The organism is Pseudomonas sp. ES1, from assembly GCF_050586605.1.
Taxonomy (GTDB): Bacteria; Pseudomonadota; Gammaproteobacteria; order Pseudomonadales; family Pseudomonadaceae; genus Aquipseudomonas; species Aquipseudomonas sichuanensis.
On record NZ_JBOBDM010000021.1, the window covers coordinates 1 to 18,081 of the forward strand.

Below are 18,081 nucleotides of genomic sequence, written 5' to 3' on the forward strand. Positions count from 1 at the left end.
GATCGGAAAAGATCAACCCCGTGATATGGTTCCCCACCATATTCGCCCGCCTTCACGAGAGCGCCCAATGGCCAACACGACCTCACTGCACCCAGGTTTCATGATCGTCCAGGGCAATCGCCTGGATGACCTGCGCAATCTGGTGGTGAGTGTGATGCGCCGCTTTCCCTTGGCACCGCTGGAAAACGAAATCGCCCTGGTACAGAGCAACGGTATCGCCCAGTGGCTGAAACTGGCGTTGGCCGAGGACCCGCTGGACGGTGATCTGGGCGGCTGCGGCATTGCCGCCGCGATCGACGTGCAGTTGCCCGGCAGCTTCATGTGGCAGCTGTACCGAGGGGTGCTGGGCCGCGATGAAATCCCCGAAGTGTCGCTGCTCGACAAAGCCCCCCTGACCTGGCGCCTCATGCGCCTGCTGCCGGAGGTCATCGAGCGCCCGCACTTCGAGCCCCTGCGCCGCTTCCTCACCGACGACAGCGACCTGCGCAAACGCTATCAGCTGGCCGAACGCCTGGCCGACCTGTTCGACCAATACCAGGTCTACCGTGCCGACTGGCTCAAGGATTGGGCTGCCGGGGACCATGTGCTCAACACCGCCCGCGGTGAACGCAAGCCGCTGGCTGCCGGCAACCGCTGGCAGGCCGAGCTGTGGCGAATCCTGCTCGAAGACGTAGGCGAAGAGGGCATGGCCCAGAGCCGCGCCGGTGTGCACCAGCGCTTCATCGAACGCATCAATAGCCTGGAACAAGCGCCCGCTGGCCTGCCCCCGCGATTAATCGTGTTCGGCATCTCATCGCTGCCGGCACAGATCCTCGAGGCCATGGCCGGTCTGGCACGCTTCAGCCAGGTACTGCTGTGCGTGCACAACCCCTGCCGCCACCACTGGGGCGACATCGTTGCCGACAAGGACCTGCTGCGCCACCAGTACAAACGCCAGCAGCGCAAGCAAGGCATGCCCATGCTGCTGGACGACGAGTTGCTGCACCAGCACGCGCACCCGTTGCTGGCCGCCTGGGGCAAGCAGGGCCGTGACTACATCAACCTGCTCGACAGCTACGACGACCCCGGCAGCTATCAGGCCGTGTTCAGCGATGGCCGCATCGACCTGTTCAGCGACGGTGAGCCCAAGACCCTGCTCAACCAGCTGCAGGACGACATCCTCGAACTTCGCCCACTGGCCGAAACCCGCGAGCAATGGCCCCAGGTGGACCCTGCCAAGGACCGCTCCGTGCGCTTCCATGTGGCCCACAGCCCGCAGCGCGAAGTCGAGATCCTGCACGACCAGCTGCTGGCCCGCTTCAGTGCCGACCCCAGCCTGCGCCCGCGCGACATCATCGTCATGCTCCCGGCCATCGACACCTACGCCCCGCACATACGGGCGGTGTTCGGCCAGCTGGAGCGCAGCGACCCACGCTATATCCCGTTCACCCTGACCGACCAAGGCCAACGCGGCCGCGATCCCTTGCTGATCGCTCTCGAGCATTTGCTGAAACTGCCCGACAGCCGTTTTGCCGTGAGTGAGGTACTCGACCTGCTGGATGTACCAGCAGTGCGTGCCCGCTTTGCGATCGAGGAAAGCGACCTGCCCACCCTGCACCGCTGGATCGAAGGCGCCGGCATCCGCTGGGGCCTTAACGCCCGGCAACGCGCCACCCTCGGGTTGCCCGAAGGCCTGGAGCAGAACAGTTGGCGTTTCGGCCTGCGCCGAATGCTGCTGGGGTACGCGGTGGGCGTAGGTGAGGGCTGCGATGGCATCGAGCCCTACGACGAGATCGGCGGGCTCGATGCCGCCCTGATCGGGCCGCTGGTTGCCTTGCTCGACGCCCTGGACATCGCCTGCCAGGCACTTTCGCAGCCGGCCACGGCCACGCAATGGGGCGAGCGCCTGCATGCGCTGCTGCAGATCTTCTTCCTGGCCGAAAACGAGCACGACGAACTGCTGCTGGTGCAGCTCCAGGACCTGCGCGACACCTGGCTGGAAACCTGCGAGGCGGTCAGCCTGCAAGACCTGCTGCCGCTCACCGTGGTTCGCGAGGCGTGGTTGTCGGGCCTCGACCAGGGCAAATTGTCCCAGCGTTTCCTCGCCGGTTCGGTGAACTTCTGTACCTTGATGCCGATGCGCGCCATCCCGTTCCGGGTGGTCTGCCTGCTGGGCATGAACGACGGCGACTACCCGCGCGCGCAGCCGCCGCTGGACTTCGACCTGATGGCCAGCGACTACCGCCCGGGCGACCGTTCGCGCCGCGAAGATGACCGCTACCTGTTGCTCGAAGCGCTGCTGTCGGCGCGTGACCAACTGTACGTGAGCTGGGTCGGGCGCAGCATCCGCGACAACAGCGAGCGCCCAGCCTCGGTGCTGATCGGGCAGTTGCGCGATCACCTGGCCGCCGGCTGGCAACTGGCCAACGCCAAACCAGGGCAGAAGGACGATGCCGGGCAACAACTGCTGCATGCCCTGACCCAGGAGCACCCGCTGCAACCGTTCAGCCAGCGCTATTTCCAGAAAGGCAGCCCGCTGTTCAGCTTTGCCCATGAGTGGCTGGTCCTGCATCAGGACGCCGCAGAGGCCCAGGCAGCCCATGCCCCGTTGTTGCCCTACAGCAGCGATGAGCCATTGAGCCTGATGCAATTGCAGGATTTTTTGCGCCATCCCGTCAGGCACTTCTTCAGCCAGCGCCTGAAAGTCTACTTCGAAGCCCTCGAAGCACCCACGCCGGACGAAGAACCCTTCGCCCTCGACGCCCTGCAGCGCTACGGCCTGAGTGAAAGCCTGCTGGGGGCTGCCCTGGCCGAGCCGGACAACCCCGAGCAGGCGCTGCAGGCCCAGGCCCGCCGCCTGCAAGCCTGCGGCCTGCTGCCGCTGGCCGGGTTCGGCGAGGCGTTGCAGGCCGAGCTGATCCAGCCCCTGCCAGACCTGCTGCAGCGCCACGGGCAATTGCTGCAGCGCTGGCCAACGCTGGTGGAAGGCGCCTTGCCGATCCACTTCGAACACGGCCTGCACCGCCTCGAGGGCTGGCTGGGCCGGGTCTACCAGGCCGACGACCAAAGCCTGCTGAGCATCGCCACCGTGCCCAACACCCTCAGCGCCGGGCGCAACAACCTCAAGTGGCACCGGCTGATCCCGGCCTGGGTCATGCACCTGGCCGCCTGCGCCTCGGGCTACCCATTGCACAGCGCCCTGGTGGCCAGCGACCTGACCCTGCTCCTGGCGCCGTTGCCGCAAGGCCAGGCCGCCGAACGGCTGGGCGAACTGCTGGTGGCGCGCCAGGCCGGCATGAACGCGCCCCTGCCTGTCGCGGCCAAGACCGCTTTCGCCTGGTTGGCCCAGGAAGACCCGGACAAGGCGCTTGCCGCCGCCGCCCGCGCCTACGAAGGTGACGGCCTGATCAGCTACGGCGAGCGCAGCGAAAGCCTCGCCCTGGCCCGTCAGTACCACGACTTCGCCGCGCTGGTGCTGGATGAAACCTTCGAAGGCTGGTGCGAAGCCCTGTACCGCCCCCTGTTCGCAGCGCCCTGGCAGACCCTCGGCAACCCGGAGAGCGCCCAATGAGCCAAGCCCGCCCGCTGGCCTTGAGTTTCCCCCTGCACGGCAGCCAGCTGATCGAAGCCAGTGCCGGCACCGGCAAGACCTTCACCATTTCGGCGCTGTACCTGCGGCTGATCCTCGGCCACGGCGGCGAGCAGGGCTTTGCCCGCGAGCTGCTGCCCCCGCAGATCCTCGTGGTGACCTTCACCGACGCCGCCACCAAAGAGCTGCGCGAACGCATCCGCGCTCGCCTGGCCGAGGCGGGCCGGTTTTTCCGCGGCGAGCTGGACGACGCCGATCCGCTGCTGCTGCAGCTGCGCGACGAGTATCCACAGGAGCATTGGCCACGCTGTGCCAGCCGCCTGGAGATCGCCGTGCAGTGGATGGACGAGGCCGCGGTATCGACCATCCACGGCTGGTGCCAGCGCATGTTGCGCGAGCACGCCTTCGACAGTGGCAGCCTGTTCACCCAGAGCCTGGAAACCGACCACAGCGAGCTGCTCGGCCAGGTCATGCGCGACTACTGGCGGCGCTTCTGCTACGGCATGCGCGGCGAGTCCCTTGCGTGGGTGCGCGGCAACTGGGGCAGCCCCGATGCACTGCTGCCCCGCATCCGGCCCTTGTTCGGCCGGGTGCGCAGCGAGCAGCACGACCAAGACCCGCAACAACTGATCGAAACGACCCTGCGCGAGCGCAACGAGCAGCTGCGCCAGTTCAAGGCGCCATGGGCCGCCTGGGCCGATGAGCTGCAGCAGATCTGCCGCGACGCCGTGGCCGCCAAGCAGGCCGACGGTCGCAAGCTGCAGGCGCGCTATTTCGAGCCCTGGTTCGACAAGCTCAAGGCCTGGGCTGGCGACGATCAAGCCATGGACCTCGATCTGGGCACCGGCTTCACCCGCCTGACCCCCGACGGCATGGCCGAGGCGTGGAAGGTCGGCGAGCCGCCGAGCCATCCAGCCCTGCACGCCATGCAAACCCTGCGCGAACAATTGCAGGGGCTCGCCAGCCCCGAGGTGCGCGTGCTGGAACATGCCGCCGCCTGGGTCTCGGCGCGCTTCGAAGTGGAAAAGCGCCGCCGCGCCGAAATGGGCTTCGACGACATGCTGCTGCGCCTGCAGCATGCGCTGGCCAGCGAGTCCGGCGTGCGCCTGGCCGGGTTGATCCGCGAGCAGTTCCCGGTAGCGCTGATCGACGAATTCCAGGACACCGACCCGGTGCAATACGGCATCTTCGAGCGCATCTATCGCATCACCGAGAACAACCCGCACACCGGCCTGTTCATGATCGGCGACCCCAAGCAGGCGATCTACGCCTTCCGCGGCGCCGACATCTTCACCTACCTGGCCGCCCGCCGCGCCACCGCCGGGCGCCTGCACAGCCTGGACACCAACTACCGCTCAAGCCAGGCCATGGTCGCGGCCGTGAACCGTGTCTTCCTGCAGGCCGAGGCGCGTGCTCAAGGGCGCGGCGCCTTCCTGTTCCGCGCCCATGGCGACAACCCCTTGCCCTTCGTCGAGGTCCGCGCCAAAGGCCGCAGCGAACAGCTGCAGATCGACGGCCAGCCCACTGCGGCGTTGCACTGCTGGCATCTGCAAAGTGACGATCCAGTGTCCAACACCCTGTATCGCCAGCGCCTGGCCGCCAGTTGCGCCAGCCATATCGTCGCCGTGCTCAACGGCGGTCAGCAGGGCGTCAGTGGCTTTGCCGGCAGTGACGGCGCACTGCGCCCGTGCCTGCCGTCCGATATCGCCATCCTCGTGCGCGACGGTCGCGAAGCGCAGCTGGTCCGCGCCGAGCTGGCGGCCCGCGGGGTGCGCAGCGTCTACCTGTCGGACAAAGACTCGGTGTTCGCCGCCCAGGAAGCCCACGACCTGCTGGCCTGGCTCAAGGCCTGCGCCGAGCCGGACGCCGAGCGCATGCTCAAGGCCGCCCTGGCCAGCCTGACCCTCGGCCTGCCGCTGATCGAACTGGAACGCCTGAACCAGGACGAGCGGGTCTGGGAAGACTGGGTCATGCGCTTTCGCCGTTACCGCGAGATCTGGCAGCGCCAAGGCGTACTGCCGATGCTGCGCCGCCTGCTGCACGACTTCCACCTGCCGCGCAGCCTGATGGCGCGCACCGACGGCGAGCGGGTGCTGACCAACCTGCTGCACCTGGCCGAACTGCTGCAGCAGGCGGCCGGCGAGCTGGATGGCGAGCAGGCATTGATCCGCCACCTGGCCGAGCACCTGGCCAACGCCGGGCAGGCCGGCGAAGAGCAGATCCTGCGCCTGGAAAGCGACGAGCAATTGGTCAAGGTGGTGACCATCCACAAATCCAAAGGCCTGGAATACCCCCTGGTGTACCTGCCGTTCATCTGCACCAGCAAGCCGGTGGATGGCTCACGCCTGCCGCTGTCCTGGCATGACGACGACGGCATCGCGCACCTCACGCTCACCCCCGATGCACAGCAGGTCGAACGTGCCGACGACGAGCGCCTGGCCGAAGACCTGCGCCTGCTCTATGTCGCCCTGACCCGCGCCCAGCACGGTTGCTGGCTGGGGGTCGCCGACCTCAAGCGCGGTACCCAGCGCAGCTCGCAACTGCATCGCTCGGCCTTGGGCTACCTGCTCGGTGGCGGCCTGCCACTGTCGGCGTCCAGTCAACTGGGCGAGTGGCTGCATGCCCTGGCTGCGAACAACCCGACCATCATCAGTGGGCCGCTGCCCGAGGCCGACGAGCAAAGCTACCGTACCCCGGCGAGCGACAGTGAGCTGTTGCCGGCACGCAAACCTCGACGGGCCGCCGCCGAGCAGTGGTGGATCGCCTCCTACAGTGCGCTGCGTGTCGGCGATCAGACGCTCATCGCCGACAGCTCCCAAGCCCAGCAACTGTTGGACGACGAAGCGCTGGACAGCCAGCTGCTGCGCGAAGTGCCGGCCGAGTCCGGTGATATCCACCGCTTCCCCCGTGGCCCCAACCCCGGCACCTTCCTCCATGGCCTGCTCGAATGGGCAGGTCTGGAAGGCTTCGCCGCCGTGAGCGGCCAGCCCGAGCTGATCGAGCGCACCGTGGGCCGGCGCTGCAACCGTCGCGACTGGGCAGGCTGGATCCCCACGCTCAGCCAGTGGCTGCAGCAGATGCTGGTGCAGCCCATGCCGTTGCAGGGCGCTACCCTGCAACTGGCGGCGCTGAGCCAGTACCAGATCGAGATGGAGTTCTGGTTTGCCAGCCATCAGGTCGATACCCTGCACCTCGACCAACTGGTGGTACGCCATACCCATGACGGCGCCGCGCGCCCGGCGCTGCAGCCAACCCAGCTCAACGGTATGTTCAAAGGCTTCATCGACCTGGCCTTCGAGCTGGACGGGCGCTACTACGTGGCCGACTACAAATCCAACTGGCTCGGCCCCGACGCCCAGGCCTATGGCGCACTGGCCATGGAGCAGGCGATCCTCGAGCACCGCTACGACCTGCAGTACGTGCTCTACCTGCTGGCCCTGCACCGACAGTTGCGCGCACGCCTGCCCGACTACGACTACGACCGCCATGTCGGCGGTGCCCTGTTCATCTTCCTGCGCGGCACCCACTCGGCCGGCCATGGCCTGTATCACGCCCGGCCGCCACGGGCGCTGATCGAAGCCCTCGATGCGCTGTTCCGTGGCGAGCACGCGCCCGCGCAGCAGGATCTGTTTGCTGGAGCCACGCCATGAGCCGCAGTCTCGACGACCTTCTGCCGACCCCACTGCAGGCCGAGCACCTGAGTGCCCTGGCGCCACTGCACGACAGCCACGACCTGCTGGCCCTGCTCGACCGCTGGGTGGAGCGTGGCTGGCTGCGTGCGCTGGACCGGGCCTTCGTCGGCTTCCTCGAAGAGCTCGCCCCGGGCAGCGATCCGTTGGTGCTGCTGGCGGCGGCGCTGGCCAGCCACCAACTGGGCCACGGCCATGTCTGCCTCGACCTTGCCCAGACCCTGGCCGAGCCGGACTTCGCCCTGTCGCTGCCGCCGGAAGGCGATGCCCTGGCCGGGCCGCTGCTGCTGCCTTCGCAGTTGCTCGCCAGCCTCGACCTGAACACCTGGTTGCAGCGCATCGACCAAAGCCCCTTGCTGGCAGCAGGCGGCAGCCGCGCACAGCACACGCGCCCTTTGGTGCTCAGTGGTGAACGTTTGTACCTGCGCCGCTACTGGGCTTATGAGCGGCGCATCGACGGCGCACTGCACGAGCGCCTGGCCCGTCAGCAGCCGTTGCAGACGGACCTGTCGGCGCGCCTGGCGCAGCTGTTCGAAGGCGGTGCCCCCACCGGTGAAGTGGACTGGCAGAAGCTTGCCTGCGCCCTGGCCACCCGTGCCGGTTTCAGCGTCATCACCGGCGGCCCCGGTACCGGCAAGACCACCACGGTCGTGCGCCTGCTGGCCCTGCTGCAGGCTCCGGCGGTAGAGCAGGGCCGGCCACTGCGCATTCGCCTGGCGGCGCCCACCGGCAAGGCTGCGGCGCGCTTGACCGAGTCCATCGGCCAGCAAGTCGAGCGGTTGCAGGTCGACAGCGCGGTGCGCGCGCAGATCCCCACCGACGTCAGCACCGTGCACCGTCTGCTCGGCAGCCGCCCGGGCTCGCGCCACTTCCGGCACAACGCAGGCAACCTGTTGCCACTGGATGTGCTGGTGATCGACGAAGCGTCGATGATCGACCTGGAGATGATGGCCAACCTGCTCGACGCGTTGCCCCCCAATGCGCGGCTGGTATTGCTGGGCGACAAGGACCAGTTGGCCTCGGTGGAGGCGGGGGCGGTGCTGGGCGACCTGTGCCGCGACGCCGAGGACGGCTGCTACTGGCCGCAGACCCAGGCCTGGCTGGAGCAGATCGGCGGCCAATCGCTGGCCAACAGCGGCCTGAAACCGGGCGAAAGCCCGCGCAACCCGCTGGCCCAGCAGATCGTCATGCTGCGCCATTCCCGGCGTTTCGGTGAAGGCAGCGGCATTGGCCAGCTGGCACGGCTGGTCAACCGCCAGCAGGCCCCCGAGGCCCGCGCGCTGCTGGCCAGCAAGCCCGATGACGTGTTTTGCCTGACCCTCGGCGGCGAGCATGACAAGCGCTTTGACCGCCTGCTGCTCGAAGGCCTCAACCGCGGCGCCGAAGGCCCGCAGGGCTATCGCAACTACCTGCGCAACATCGGCCGCCTGCGCCCGCCACCGGGCACCCCGGCAGAGGATCCGCGCTGGGAACAGTGGGCCGGCGAAGTGCTCAGCCGTTTCGAGGACTTCCAGCTGCTGTGCGCGGTGCGCAAGGGCGCCTGGGGTGTGGAAGGCCTGAACCAGCGGGTGGAGCGGGTGTTGCACAATGCCGGGCTGATCGACAGCCAGCAGCTGTGGTACGAAGGGCGCCCGGTACTGGTAACCCGCAACGACTACGGCCTTGGCCTGATGAACGGTGATATCGGTATTGCCCTGCGCCTGCCCGATGACCAGGGCCAGGCCCCGCTGCGCGTGGCCTTCCCGCGTAACGACGGCAGTGGCGGGGTGCGTTTCGTCCTGCCCAGCCGCCTGAGCGAGGTGGAAACCGTGTTCGCCATGACCGTGCACAAGTCCCAGGGCTCGGAGTTCAGCCACACCGCGCTGGTGCTGCCCGACGCACTCAACCCGGTGCTGACCAAGGAGCTGGTGTACACCGGCATCACCCGGGCCAAGCACTGCTTCAGCCTGATCGAGCCGCGCAGCGGGGTGTTCGAGGAGGCTGTGGGGCGCAGGGTACGACGTGTTTCGGGGCTGATGCTGGAACAACTGTGATACGGGCGTACCACGTTGCTGTGCTATCGTTGCGGCATTATCTGGCAACTTTTTGAGAGATTTCCCACATGACAGTGGCTGTCTCGGTCTTGAGGCGGGTGAAGGATTGCGCGCGCTCGCTGCTGATGGCCACGCTGTTGCTGACTGGCGTGTGTGCCCAGGCGCTGGCTGGCGAGCCGAGCGCGCAGGCGCAGCAACGGGCCAAGGCCGTGACCCAGGTGGTACTGGGCATCCTCAGCTATGCCCGCTGGCCCGCCGAACCCAACCCCCTGCGCCTGTGCCTGGTCGGCCCCACCGAATACGCCGACGACCTGATCAAAGGCACTGCGCAGAGTTCCGGGCAGCCACTGCAGGTGCGCCGCCTGCTGGCCGGCAATGCCAGCCTGGCCAGTGCCTGTGACGCCGTTTACATCGGCAAGCTCGAACCCGGCGAGCGTGATCGCCTGTTCCAGGCCATCAGCGGTCACCCGGTGCTGAGCATCACCGAAGCCGACGACCCCTGTACCGTGGGCAGCCTGTTCTGCCTGCGTGTCAGCGATCAGCAGGTGGCATTCGACGTCAACCTCGACTCGGTGGCGCGCAGCGGCGTGCGCATCCACCCCAGCGTGCTGCAGTTGTCGCGGCGGCGGGCGGCGCAGCCATGAGCGGCCCTGACCAGCGCATGCCCCGGCCGACGCTGCGAGCGGCGCTGGGGCGTGGCCACCTGGGCATTGCCCTGCTCGCCGCCGGCCTGGCCGGGGTGCTGGTGACCCTGCTCGGGGTGGCCGCCTTGCGCGTCTATGCCAACCACAACCTGCATTTGATCGCCCGCTCGATCAACTACACCGTCGAAGCCGCCGTGGTGTTCGACGACAGCCCAGCGGCCAACGAGGCACTGGCGCTGATCGCCGAGACCGAAGAGGTGGCCGAGGCCAAGGTTTTCGACAACGATGGCAAGCTGCTCGCCCACTGGCAGCGCGATGACCGAACCCTGATGGCACAGCTGCAAAGCCAGGTGGCGCGGACCCTGCTGGAGCAGCCGGTCAACCTGCCGGTGCAGCACAAGGGCCAGAAGGTTGGGCATGTCGAACTGGTCGGCCAGGGCGGCAGCCTGTTGCGCTTCCTGCTCAGTGGCCTGGTCGGGATCCTGCTGTGCACGGTGCTCAGTGCGCTACTGGCGTTGTACCTGTCGCGCCGGCTGTTCGCCGACATCATCCGCCCGCTGCGCCACCTGGCCAGCGTGGCCCACGCAGCGCGCCGCGAACGCAGTTTCGACCGGCGCGTGCCGCAAACCCAGATCGCCGAACTCAACGAACTGGGCAATGACTTCAATGCCCTGCTCGACGAACTGGAGGTCTGGCACAGCCACCTGCAAAGTGAAAACGAAACCCTCGCCCACCAGGCCAGCCACGACAGCCTCACCGGGCTGCCCAACCGCGCCTTCTTCGAGGGCCGGTTGAGCCGCAGCCTGCGCAATGCCGAGCGCCTGGCGCTGTTGTTCCTCGACAGCGACCATTTCAAGCAGATCAACGACAGCCTCGGCCATGCCGTGGGTGACGAAGTGCTGATCACCATCGCCAGCCGGGTGCGCGCGCAATTGCGTGAGCATGACCTGGTGGCGCGCCTGGGCGGCGACGAGTTTGCCGTGCTGCTGGCGCCGCTGCAGGCGCGTGAAGATGCCCAGCGCATCGCCGAGAAGATCATCGCCAGCATGCAGCTGCCGATTCTGCTGGAGGATGGCACCCGCATCACCAGCTCGCTCAGTGTCGGTATCGCCTATTACCCGGACGACGGCCACGACCCGGCCAGTCTGCTCAATGCCGCCGATGCGGCGATGTACCAGGCCAAGCGCAAGCGCCGTGGCCATTGGCAAGTGGCGCAGACGGAACGCTGCGCCACGGATGTAAAAAGCACAGGAGCTGAACCGTGATCGACCGTTTGCTATCGCTGCGTTTGCCGTTGATTGCCATGGCCCTGGCCCTGCTCGCCCTCGGCGGCTGCCAGAGCGTACCGCCCAAGGGCCTGACTGCGGAGCAGGTGGCCGTGCTCAAGCGCGAAGGCTTTGCCCCTGTCGATGAGGGCTGGGCCTTCGACCTGTCCGGCAAGGTGCTGTTCGGCAGCGACCTGGACGGCCTCAATCGCCAGAGCGAGGACATCGTCGAGCGCATCGGCAAGGCCCTGCTGTCGGTGGATATCCAGCGCGTGCGCATCGACGGCCACGCCGATGCCTCGGGCAAGGCCGCCTATAACCAGCAGCTGTCCGAACGCCGCGCCCAGAGCGTGGCCAAGGCGCTGGCCGGCATCGGCATGCAGCCGCAGAACATCCAGACCCGCGGCCTGGGCAGCAGCCAGCCGGTGGCCGACAACCGCACCAGCGCCGGACGCATGGAGAACCGCAGGGTGTCGATCGTGGTGGCGTCAGACTGACGCCACAGGGCCGCTGCGCGGCCCAATCGCTGGCAAGCCAGCTCCCACAGGGATCGCGTATAGCATGGGTCAATGCGGTCGGGGTGGGGGAGCCGGCTTGCCGGCGAAAGGGCTGCAAAGCAGCCCCAATCAACCCTGCGGCCTGGGCAGCAGCCAGCCGGTGGCCGACAACCGCACTAGCGCCGGGCGCATGCAGAACCGGTGGGTGTCGATTCTGGTGGCTTCAGGCTGATGCTACAGGGCCGCTGCGCGGCCCAATCGCTGGCAAGCCAGCTCCCACAGGGATCGCGTATAGCATGGGTCAATGCGGTCGGGGTGGGAGCCGGCTTGCCGGCGAAAGGGCTGCAAAGCAGCCCTAATCAACCTTGAGCGAATTTAATCTCCCGCGTCTCGCCCATCAACAACGGCGCATTCGCCTCGGTCACCTCACGGATGTAATCCCACAGCAGCGTGATCCGCTTGAGCTTGCGCAAATCCTCCCGGCAGTACATCCAGAACTGCCGCGTCACCTCGATCTCCTCCGGCAACACCGTCACCAACCGCGGGTCCTGCGCCGCCAGGAAGCACGGCAGGATTGCCAGCCCGCGCCCCTGCAACGCCGCCGTGTACTGCGCGATGACGCTGGTGCTGCGCAGGTGCGCGTTGGCATTGGGGATCAGGTTCGCCAGGTACAAGAGCTCCGAGCTGAACGCCAGATCGTCGACGTAACTGATGAAGGGATGGCTCGCCAGGTCGCTCACCGCGCCGATCGGCGCGCGGCTGTCGAGGTAGTCCTGGGTGGCGTACAGCCGCAGCCGGTAGTCGCACAGCTTGCAGCACACATAAGGCCCATGCTCGGGCCGCTCCAGGGCGATGACGATATCGGCCTCGCGCTTGGACAGGCTGATGAAGTGCGGCAACGGCAGGATATCCACCGAGATCGCCGGCCAGGCATCGACGAAATGGCTCAGCTGCGGGGTGACGAAGAAGCTGCCGAAGCCTTCGGTGCAGCCCATGCGCACATGCCCCGACAATGCCACGCCCGAGCCCGAGACCTGCTCGCAGGCCATGTGCAGGGTGCTCTCGATCGACTCGGCGTAGCCCAGTAGGCGCTGGCCTTCGGCGGTGAGGACGAAGCCGTTGGTGCGCGACTTTTCGAACAACAAGGTACCCAGCGCCCCTTCCAGTGAGCCGATGCGCCGCGACACCGTGGTGTAGTCCACGGCCAGGCGCTTGGCCGCACTGCTGGCCTTGCGGGTGCGCGCTACCTCAAGAAAGAACTTGAGGTCGTCCCAGTTCAGCGCGCTGAGGGAGGTGAGGTCTTTTTGCATGATGATCCGGTTTTTTTGTTCATTCTTGTTGGATGTTTGCACATCTATACTCGATCTCAGCCCCTACACGCCACCCCGTGTCCACCCCGGCGTAGGCGTCTTCGTTCCGACAATAATTCCAAGGAGAGCGCAGATGAACGCACCCCACAACCCAAACCAGACCAAGGTCGAGCAGGTAAAACTGCTGATCGACGGCCAATGGGTCGAGTCCAAGACCACCGAGTGGCGCGACATCGTCAACCCGGCCACCCAGCAAGTGCTGGCGCGGGTGCCGTTTGCCACCGCCGATGAAGTGAACGCCGCCGTAGCCGCCGCCGAGCGCGCCTTCAAGACCTGGCGCGACACCCCGATCGGCGCGCGCATGCGCATCATGCTCAAGCTGCAGGCGCTGATCCGCGAACACAGCAAACGCATCGCCGTGACCCTCAGCGCCGAGCAGGGCAAGACCATTGCCGACGCCGAGGGCGACATCTTCCGCGGCCTGGAAGTGGTCGAGCACGCCGCCTCCATCGGCACCCTGCAGATGGGCGAGTTCGCCGAGAACGTCGCCAGTGGCGTCGACACCTACACCCTGCGCCAGCCGATCGGTGTGTGCGCCGGCATCACCCCCTTCAACTTCCCGGCGATGATCCCGCTGTGGATGTTCCCGATGGCCATCGTCTGCGGCAACACCTTCGTGCTCAAGCCGTCCGAACAGGACCCGCTGTCGACCATGATGCTGGTCGAGCTGGCGCTGGAAGCCGGGATCCCGGCTGGCGTGCTCAACGTGGTGCACGGCGGCAAGCAGGTGGTCGATGGCATCTGCACCCACCCGGACATCAAGGCGATCTCGTTCGTCGGTTCCACCGAAGTCGGCACCCACGTCTACAACCTGGGCAGCCAGCACGGCAAGCGCGTGCAGTCGATGATGGGCGCGAAGAACCACGCCGTGGTGCTGCCCGACGCCAACCGCACCCAGACCATCAACGCGCTGGTCGGTGCTGCGTTCGGCGCCGCCGGCCAGCGCTGCATGGCTACCTCGGTGGCGGTGCTGGTGGGCAAGGCCCGCGAGTGGCTGCCGGACATCAAGGACGCGGCCAGCAAGCTCAAGGTCAATGCCGGCAACGAGCCGGGCACCGACGTCGGCCCGGTGGTCTCCAAGCGTGCCAAGGAACGGGTGCTGGGCCTGATCGAAAGCGGCATCAAGGAAGGCGCCAAGCTGGAGCTGGACGGCCGTGACGTGAAGGTGCCCGGCTACGAGCAGGGCAACTTCGTCGGCCCGACCCTGTTCTCCGGGGTCAAGACCGACATGCAGGTGTACACCCAGGAAATCTTCGGCCCGGTGCTGGTCACGCTGGAGGTGGACACCCTCGACGAGGCCATCGCCCTGGTCAACGCCAACCCGTTCGGCAACGGTACCGGCCTGTTCACCCAGAGCGGAGCCGCGGCGCGCAAGTTCCAGAGCGAGATCGACATCGGCCAGGTCGGCATCAATATCCCGATCCCGGTACCGGTGCCGTACTTCAGCTTCACCGGCTCGCGCGGCTCCAAGCTTGGCGACCTCGGCCCGTACGGCAAGCAGGTGGTGCAGTTCTACACTCAGACCAAGACCGTCACCGCCCGCTGGTTCGACGATGACAGTGTCAACGACGGTGTAAACACCACCATCAGCCTGCGCTAAGGAGCTGACCATGCGTATCGCATTCATCGGCCTGGGCAACATGGGCGCGCCCATGGCCCGCAATCTGATCAAGGCCGGGCACTCGCTGAACCTGTTCGACCTGAACAAGACCGTACTGGCGGAGCTTGCCGAGCTGGGTGGGCAGGTCAGCGCCTCGCCCAAGGAGGCCGCGGCCAACAGCGAGCTGGTGATCACCATGCTGCCGGCCGCTGCCCATGTGCGCAGTGTCTACCTGGACGAAGAGACCGGCGTGCTGGCCGGCATCCGCCCCGGCACCCCGACCGTGGACTGCAGCACCATCGACCCGCAGACCGCCCGCGAGGTTTCCAAGGCCGCAGCGGCCAAGGGTATCGACATGGGTGACGCGCCGGTCTCCGGCGGCACTGGCGGCGCGGCGGCGGGCACGCTGACCTTCATGGTCGGCGCCAGCGAGGCGCTGTTCGCCACCCTCAAGCCGGTGCTGGAGCAGATGGGCCGCAACATCGTGCACTGCGGCGAGGTAGGTACCGGGCAGATCGCCAAGATCTGCAACAACCTGCTGTTGGGCATCTCGATGATCGGCGTGTCCGAAGCCATGGCCCTGGGCAATGCACTGGGCATCGACACCAAGGTGCTGGCCGGGATCATCAACAGCTCGACCGGGCGCTGCTGGAGCTCGGACACCTACAACCCGTGGCCGGGCATCATCGAGACCGCACCGGCCTCGCGCGGCTATACCGGCGGCTTCGGCGCCGAATTGATGCTCAAGGACCTGGGCCTGGCCACCGAGGCCGCACGCCAGGCGCACCAGCCGGTGATCATGGGCGCCGTGGCCCAGCAGCTGTACCAGGCCATGAGCCTGCGCGGCGAAGGCGGCAAGGATTTCTCGGCGATCGTCGAGGGGTATCGCAAGAAGGATTGATGGGCGAGAGGGACTTCATCGCGGACCGTATGGTCCTCCCCCTTGTAACTGCGCACCTTGGGGGAGGAGCATGCGCTTCGCGATTTTTTTTGCCCGTTGTTCCAGCAGTAGCCTTGCTTGTGGGAGCCGGCTTGCCGGCGATGCAGGCAGCACGGTATTGGGCACCGGCTTCGCCGGTGATCGCCGGCAAGCCGGCTCCCACAGGATTTGCTGTTTTGCCGAACGATCAGGCAAACACGAAATACTTGCGCACCGTCTCGACCACTTCCCAGGTGCCTTTCATCCCCGGTTCGATCACGAACACATCCCCTGCCTTCAGGTGCTTGGGCTCTTCACCTTCCGGGGTGACGATGCAGTAGCCATCGAGGAAATGGCAGAACTCCCACTTCTCGTAGTTGACCTCGAACTTGCCCGGGGTGCAGATCCAGGTACCCATGATCTTGCTGCCGTCGGCCGACAGGTAGGCGTTGAGGTTGACGGTGTGCGGGTCGCCGCCGATGCGCTTCCACTTGGTCGCGTCGACCACCGGGGTGGGGCAGGTTTCGCGCAGGACGGTGATGAAATCGGACATGGCGTGGCTCCAGGCAGTGAGTGATAGAACGCATCACCATAGGGCCAGGCGTCGTCGGCCAGTTGCCTGTGCTCGACGCCTGGCTGTCTGGATGCGCTATCCGGCCTGCTGGCTCGGGCTGTGCACCACACTGGCGCTGGCCTGAGCGACGCTCAACGCAGGGTATTCACCTCGACGGTGATGTGCGCCAGCTCTTCATGCACCCCAAGCGCCTGGCGCACGCTGTCGGCGCTCAGTGCGCCGGCGGTGGCCAGGCTGACGATGCAGGCGTACTGGTCCTTGCCAACGCGCCACACATGCAGGTCGGTGATGGCGGCGGCCACCGGCAGTTGCGCTACCACCTCGCGGATCTCCGCGACCACCGGCGCATCCATTTCGGCATCCAGCAGCACCCGCCCGGTATCGCGCAGCAGGCCTTTGGCCCACAGCGCCACCAGTAGCGCGCCGACCAGGCCCATGACCGGGTCTAGCCAGCCGGCACCCCACAGTTTGCCGGCCACCAGGGCAACGATCGCCAGAACCGAAGTGGCGGCGTCGGCGATCACATGCAGGTAGGCCGAACGCAGGTTGAGGTCGTGGTGGTGATGGCCGTGGTCATGCGCATGCTCGTGGTGATGCGTGTGGTCATCGCGCAGCAACCAGGCGCAGATCAGGTTGACCGCCAGGCCGATCACGGCGATGAAGATCGCCTCGTCGTAATGGATGGCGCCTGGCGTCAGCAGCCGCTCAACCGACTGGAACGCCATCAGTGCGGCCACGCCAAGCAGCAACAGGGCGCTGGAGTAGCCGCCGAGAATCTCGATTTTCCAGGTGCCGAAGGCAAAACGACGGTCGCCTGCGTAGCGCCGCGCAGCGGCGTAGGCCAGTAGCGACAGGCCGAGCGCGAGGGCATGGGAACTCATGTGCCAGCCGTCGGCCAGCAGGGCCATGGAGTTGAAGAACCAGCCACCGGCGATTTCCGCCACCATCATCACGGCAGTCAGCCATACCGCCAGCCGCGTCTTGCGCTCAGCACCGAGGTTGCTGGTATGGAACTGGTGGCTGTGCAGCCAGCGGTCGGAGGTTTGCGTGGTCATGGTTTATCATGCTCCCGAACAGGTATGAAATATACTATACCCCAGTATACCTGCAGTGATGGAAGCAGAATGGCACATACCCTCAAGAGCAAGAAGCAGCTGCTGACCCGGGTGCGCAAGATCAAAGGCCAGGCAGCCGCGCTGGAGACTGCGCTGGAGCAGGAAAAGGACTGCCTGGCGATCCTGCAGCAGATCGCCGCCGTGCGCGGTGCAGTGAACGGGCTGATGGCCGAAATGATGGAAGGGCATATCCGCGAGCATCTGGTGGCGGAGGGGCTGAGCGCCGAGGAGCGGCTGGAGGAGGCCGACAAGGTAGCTGCGCTGCTGCGCTCCTACCTGAAATAGCGTTTGGCAACACCGTGGGGCTGGTCTCGCGATACGCGCTACAACCGCTCGCGCACAGCGGCAATCACCTCAGGTATACCCCTCCCCAGTACCTTGGGTGGCGTCGGGCTTTCGCCGAACTCGCGCCAGACGAACAACGTCAGCTCCGCCCCGTCGGTCTTCGACAGGGCATGCTCCAGCGAGCCGAACTGTTGCAGCGCGCGGTAACGCTCATCAGCCCAGAACAGCGCCTCGACCCAGTCATGGACCGGGATGAAGTGAAAGTGCAGCGGGCAACCCGGTACATGCCCGAAGCGCCCGATGTACAACCACTTGGGCGCCAGCGCTTGCTCCATGGCCCGTTGCAGCCTGGCCATCAGCCGGCCCATGTCCGCCAGCGCCTGGTCGGGCAGGTCGGCCAGGCTGTCCACCGGCGCCCGCGAACCCAGCATCAGGTAGCCGGGCAGGCGCGACGTCAGGTGATGGTTGACGATCCAGTGCTCGCTCTCGTGAACGATGTATTCCCCGGGAATGTTCACCGAC

General features: G+C 66.6%; 13 protein-coding genes and 1 pseudogene. 10 read left to right on the forward strand and 4 right to left on the reverse strand.

What is annotated here, in order from left to right; translation table 11 throughout:
* Window positions 1–67 precede the first annotated feature (67 nt).
* From recC to ACQ4N9_RS10990, 7 genes and pseudogenes are all read left to right on the forward strand, one after another.
* Complete coding sequence (gene recC, locus ACQ4N9_RS10960; RefSeq protein ID WP_390970281.1) at window positions 68–3,550, forward strand: exodeoxyribonuclease V subunit gamma; 3,483 nt, start codon at window positions 68–70, stop codon at window positions 3,548–3,550.
* Entirely contained in the window at window positions 3,547–7,218 is a 3,672-nt protein-coding gene (recB, locus tag ACQ4N9_RS10965) for an exodeoxyribonuclease V subunit beta (protein ID WP_390970279.1), read from the forward strand. The genes recC and recB overlap by 4 nt, the downstream gene beginning before the upstream one ends.
* Window positions 7,215–9,290 (forward strand): exodeoxyribonuclease V subunit alpha, encoded by a 2,076-nt coding sequence (recD, locus tag ACQ4N9_RS10970; RefSeq protein ID WP_390970277.1) that lies wholly within the window; start codon window positions 7,215–7,217, stop codon window positions 9,288–9,290. Before recB ends, recD begins: the two co-directional genes overlap by 4 nt.
* A gap of 68 nt (window positions 9,291–9,358) precedes the next feature.
* A complete protein-coding gene (locus ACQ4N9_RS10975; RefSeq protein ID WP_125465646.1) occupies window positions 9,359–9,934 on the forward strand; it encodes a YfiR family protein in 576 nt (191 codons plus the stop codon).
* Window positions 9,931–11,199, forward strand: coding sequence for a diguanylate cyclase domain-containing protein (locus ACQ4N9_RS10980; protein ID WP_390970274.1), 1,269 nt, complete (start codon window positions 9,931–9,933; stop codon window positions 11,197–11,199). Before ACQ4N9_RS10975 ends, ACQ4N9_RS10980 begins: the two co-directional genes overlap by 4 nt.
* Before the next feature lie 38 nt (window positions 11,200–11,237).
* Complete coding sequence (locus tag ACQ4N9_RS10985) at window positions 11,238–11,696, forward strand: OmpA family protein (protein WP_390970286.1); 459 nt, start codon at window positions 11,238–11,240, stop codon at window positions 11,694–11,696.
* Between the two features lie 88 nt (window positions 11,697–11,784).
* Window positions 11,785–11,928: pseudogene (locus tag ACQ4N9_RS10990) on the forward strand (OmpA family protein); the annotation flags it as partial.
* A 127-nt stretch (window positions 11,929–12,055) separates the two neighbouring features.
* Here the strand turns inward: ACQ4N9_RS10990 and ACQ4N9_RS10995 are convergent.
* Window positions 12,056–13,006: a LysR family transcriptional regulator gene (locus ACQ4N9_RS10995; protein WP_390970272.1), complete on the reverse strand. Its 951-nt coding sequence runs from the start codon at window positions 13,004–13,006 to the stop codon at window positions 12,056–12,058.
* A 133-nt stretch (window positions 13,007–13,139) separates the two neighbouring features.
* Between ACQ4N9_RS10995 and ACQ4N9_RS11000 the strand changes: the two genes are divergently transcribed.
* Window positions 13,140–14,666 (forward strand): CoA-acylating methylmalonate-semialdehyde dehydrogenase, encoded by a 1,527-nt coding sequence (locus ACQ4N9_RS11000; protein WP_390970270.1) that lies wholly within the window; start codon window positions 13,140–13,142, stop codon window positions 14,664–14,666.
* Between the two features lie 10 nt (window positions 14,667–14,676).
* The gene (gene mmsB, locus ACQ4N9_RS11005) at window positions 14,677–15,567 is read left to right on the forward strand and encodes a 3-hydroxyisobutyrate dehydrogenase (protein WP_125465630.1); all 891 of its coding nucleotides are present in this window, start codon (window positions 14,677–14,679) and stop codon (window positions 15,565–15,567) included.
* A 226-nt stretch (window positions 15,568–15,793) separates the two neighbouring features.
* On the opposite strand, the gene ACQ4N9_RS11010 is transcribed toward mmsB, so the two are convergent.
* Together ACQ4N9_RS11010 and dmeF are read right to left on the reverse strand one after the other, a co-directional pair.
* Window positions 15,794–16,138 carry a cupin domain-containing protein gene (locus ACQ4N9_RS11010; RefSeq protein ID WP_125465629.1) on the reverse strand — a complete coding sequence of 115 codons (345 nt, stop codon included), beginning with the start codon at window positions 16,136–16,138 and terminating at the stop codon, window positions 15,794–15,796.
* 152 nt (window positions 16,139–16,290) lie between these two features.
* The gene (dmeF, locus tag ACQ4N9_RS11015) at window positions 16,291–17,214 is read right to left on the reverse strand and encodes a CDF family Co(II)/Ni(II) efflux transporter DmeF (protein ID WP_390970267.1); all 924 of its coding nucleotides are present in this window, start codon (window positions 17,212–17,214) and stop codon (window positions 16,291–16,293) included.
* Between the two features lie 69 nt (window positions 17,215–17,283).
* On the opposite strand from dmeF, the gene ACQ4N9_RS11020 reads away from it, so the two are divergent.
* Window positions 17,284–17,559, forward strand: coding sequence for a metal/formaldehyde-sensitive transcriptional repressor (locus ACQ4N9_RS11020; protein WP_125465627.1), 276 nt, complete (start codon window positions 17,284–17,286; stop codon window positions 17,557–17,559).
* A 38-nt stretch (window positions 17,560–17,597) separates the two neighbouring features.
* On the opposite strand, the gene ACQ4N9_RS11025 is transcribed toward ACQ4N9_RS11020, so the two are convergent.
* Window positions 17,598–18,077: an HIT family protein gene (locus tag ACQ4N9_RS11025; protein WP_390970265.1), complete on the reverse strand. Its 480-nt coding sequence runs from the start codon at window positions 18,075–18,077 to the stop codon at window positions 17,598–17,600.
* Between the last annotated feature and the right edge of the window lie 4 nt (window positions 18,078–18,081).

Bases quoted from the DNA above. Each gene is read 5' to 3' on its own strand.
- recC (WP_390970281.1), top strand. From the start codon at position 68: ATGGCCAACACGACCTCACTGCACCCAGGTTTCATGATCGTCCAGGGC.
- mmsB (WP_125465630.1), top strand. From the start codon at position 14,677: ATGCGTATCGCATTCATCGGCCTGGGCAACATGGGCGCGCCCATGGCC.
- ACQ4N9_RS10975 (WP_125465646.1), top strand. From the start codon at position 9,359: ATGACAGTGGCTGTCTCGGTCTTGAGGCGGGTGAAGGATTGCGCGCGC.
- dmeF (WP_390970267.1), bottom strand. From the start codon at position 17,214: ATGACCACGCAAACCTCCGACCGCTGGCTGCACAGCCACCAGTTCCAT.
- recD (WP_390970277.1), top strand. From the start codon at position 7,215: ATGAGCCGCAGTCTCGACGACCTTCTGCCGACCCCACTGCAGGCCGAG.
- ACQ4N9_RS11010 (WP_125465629.1), bottom strand. From the start codon at position 16,138: ATGTCCGATTTCATCACCGTCCTGCGCGAAACCTGCCCCACCCCGGTG.
- ACQ4N9_RS11000 (WP_390970270.1), top strand. From the start codon at position 13,140: ATGAACGCACCCCACAACCCAAACCAGACCAAGGTCGAGCAGGTAAAA.
- ACQ4N9_RS10995 (WP_390970272.1), bottom strand. From the start codon at position 13,006: ATGCAAAAAGACCTCACCTCCCTCAGCGCGCTGAACTGGGACGACCTC.
- ACQ4N9_RS11020 (WP_125465627.1), top strand. From the start codon at position 17,284: ATGGCACATACCCTCAAGAGCAAGAAGCAGCTGCTGACCCGGGTGCGC.
- ACQ4N9_RS10985 (WP_390970286.1), top strand. From the start codon at position 11,238: ATGGCCCTGGCCCTGCTCGCCCTCGGCGGCTGCCAGAGCGTACCGCCC.
- ACQ4N9_RS10980 (WP_390970274.1), top strand. From the start codon at position 9,931: ATGAGCGGCCCTGACCAGCGCATGCCCCGGCCGACGCTGCGAGCGGCG.
- recB (WP_390970279.1), top strand. From the start codon at position 3,547: ATGAGCCAAGCCCGCCCGCTGGCCTTGAGTTTCCCCCTGCACGGCAGC.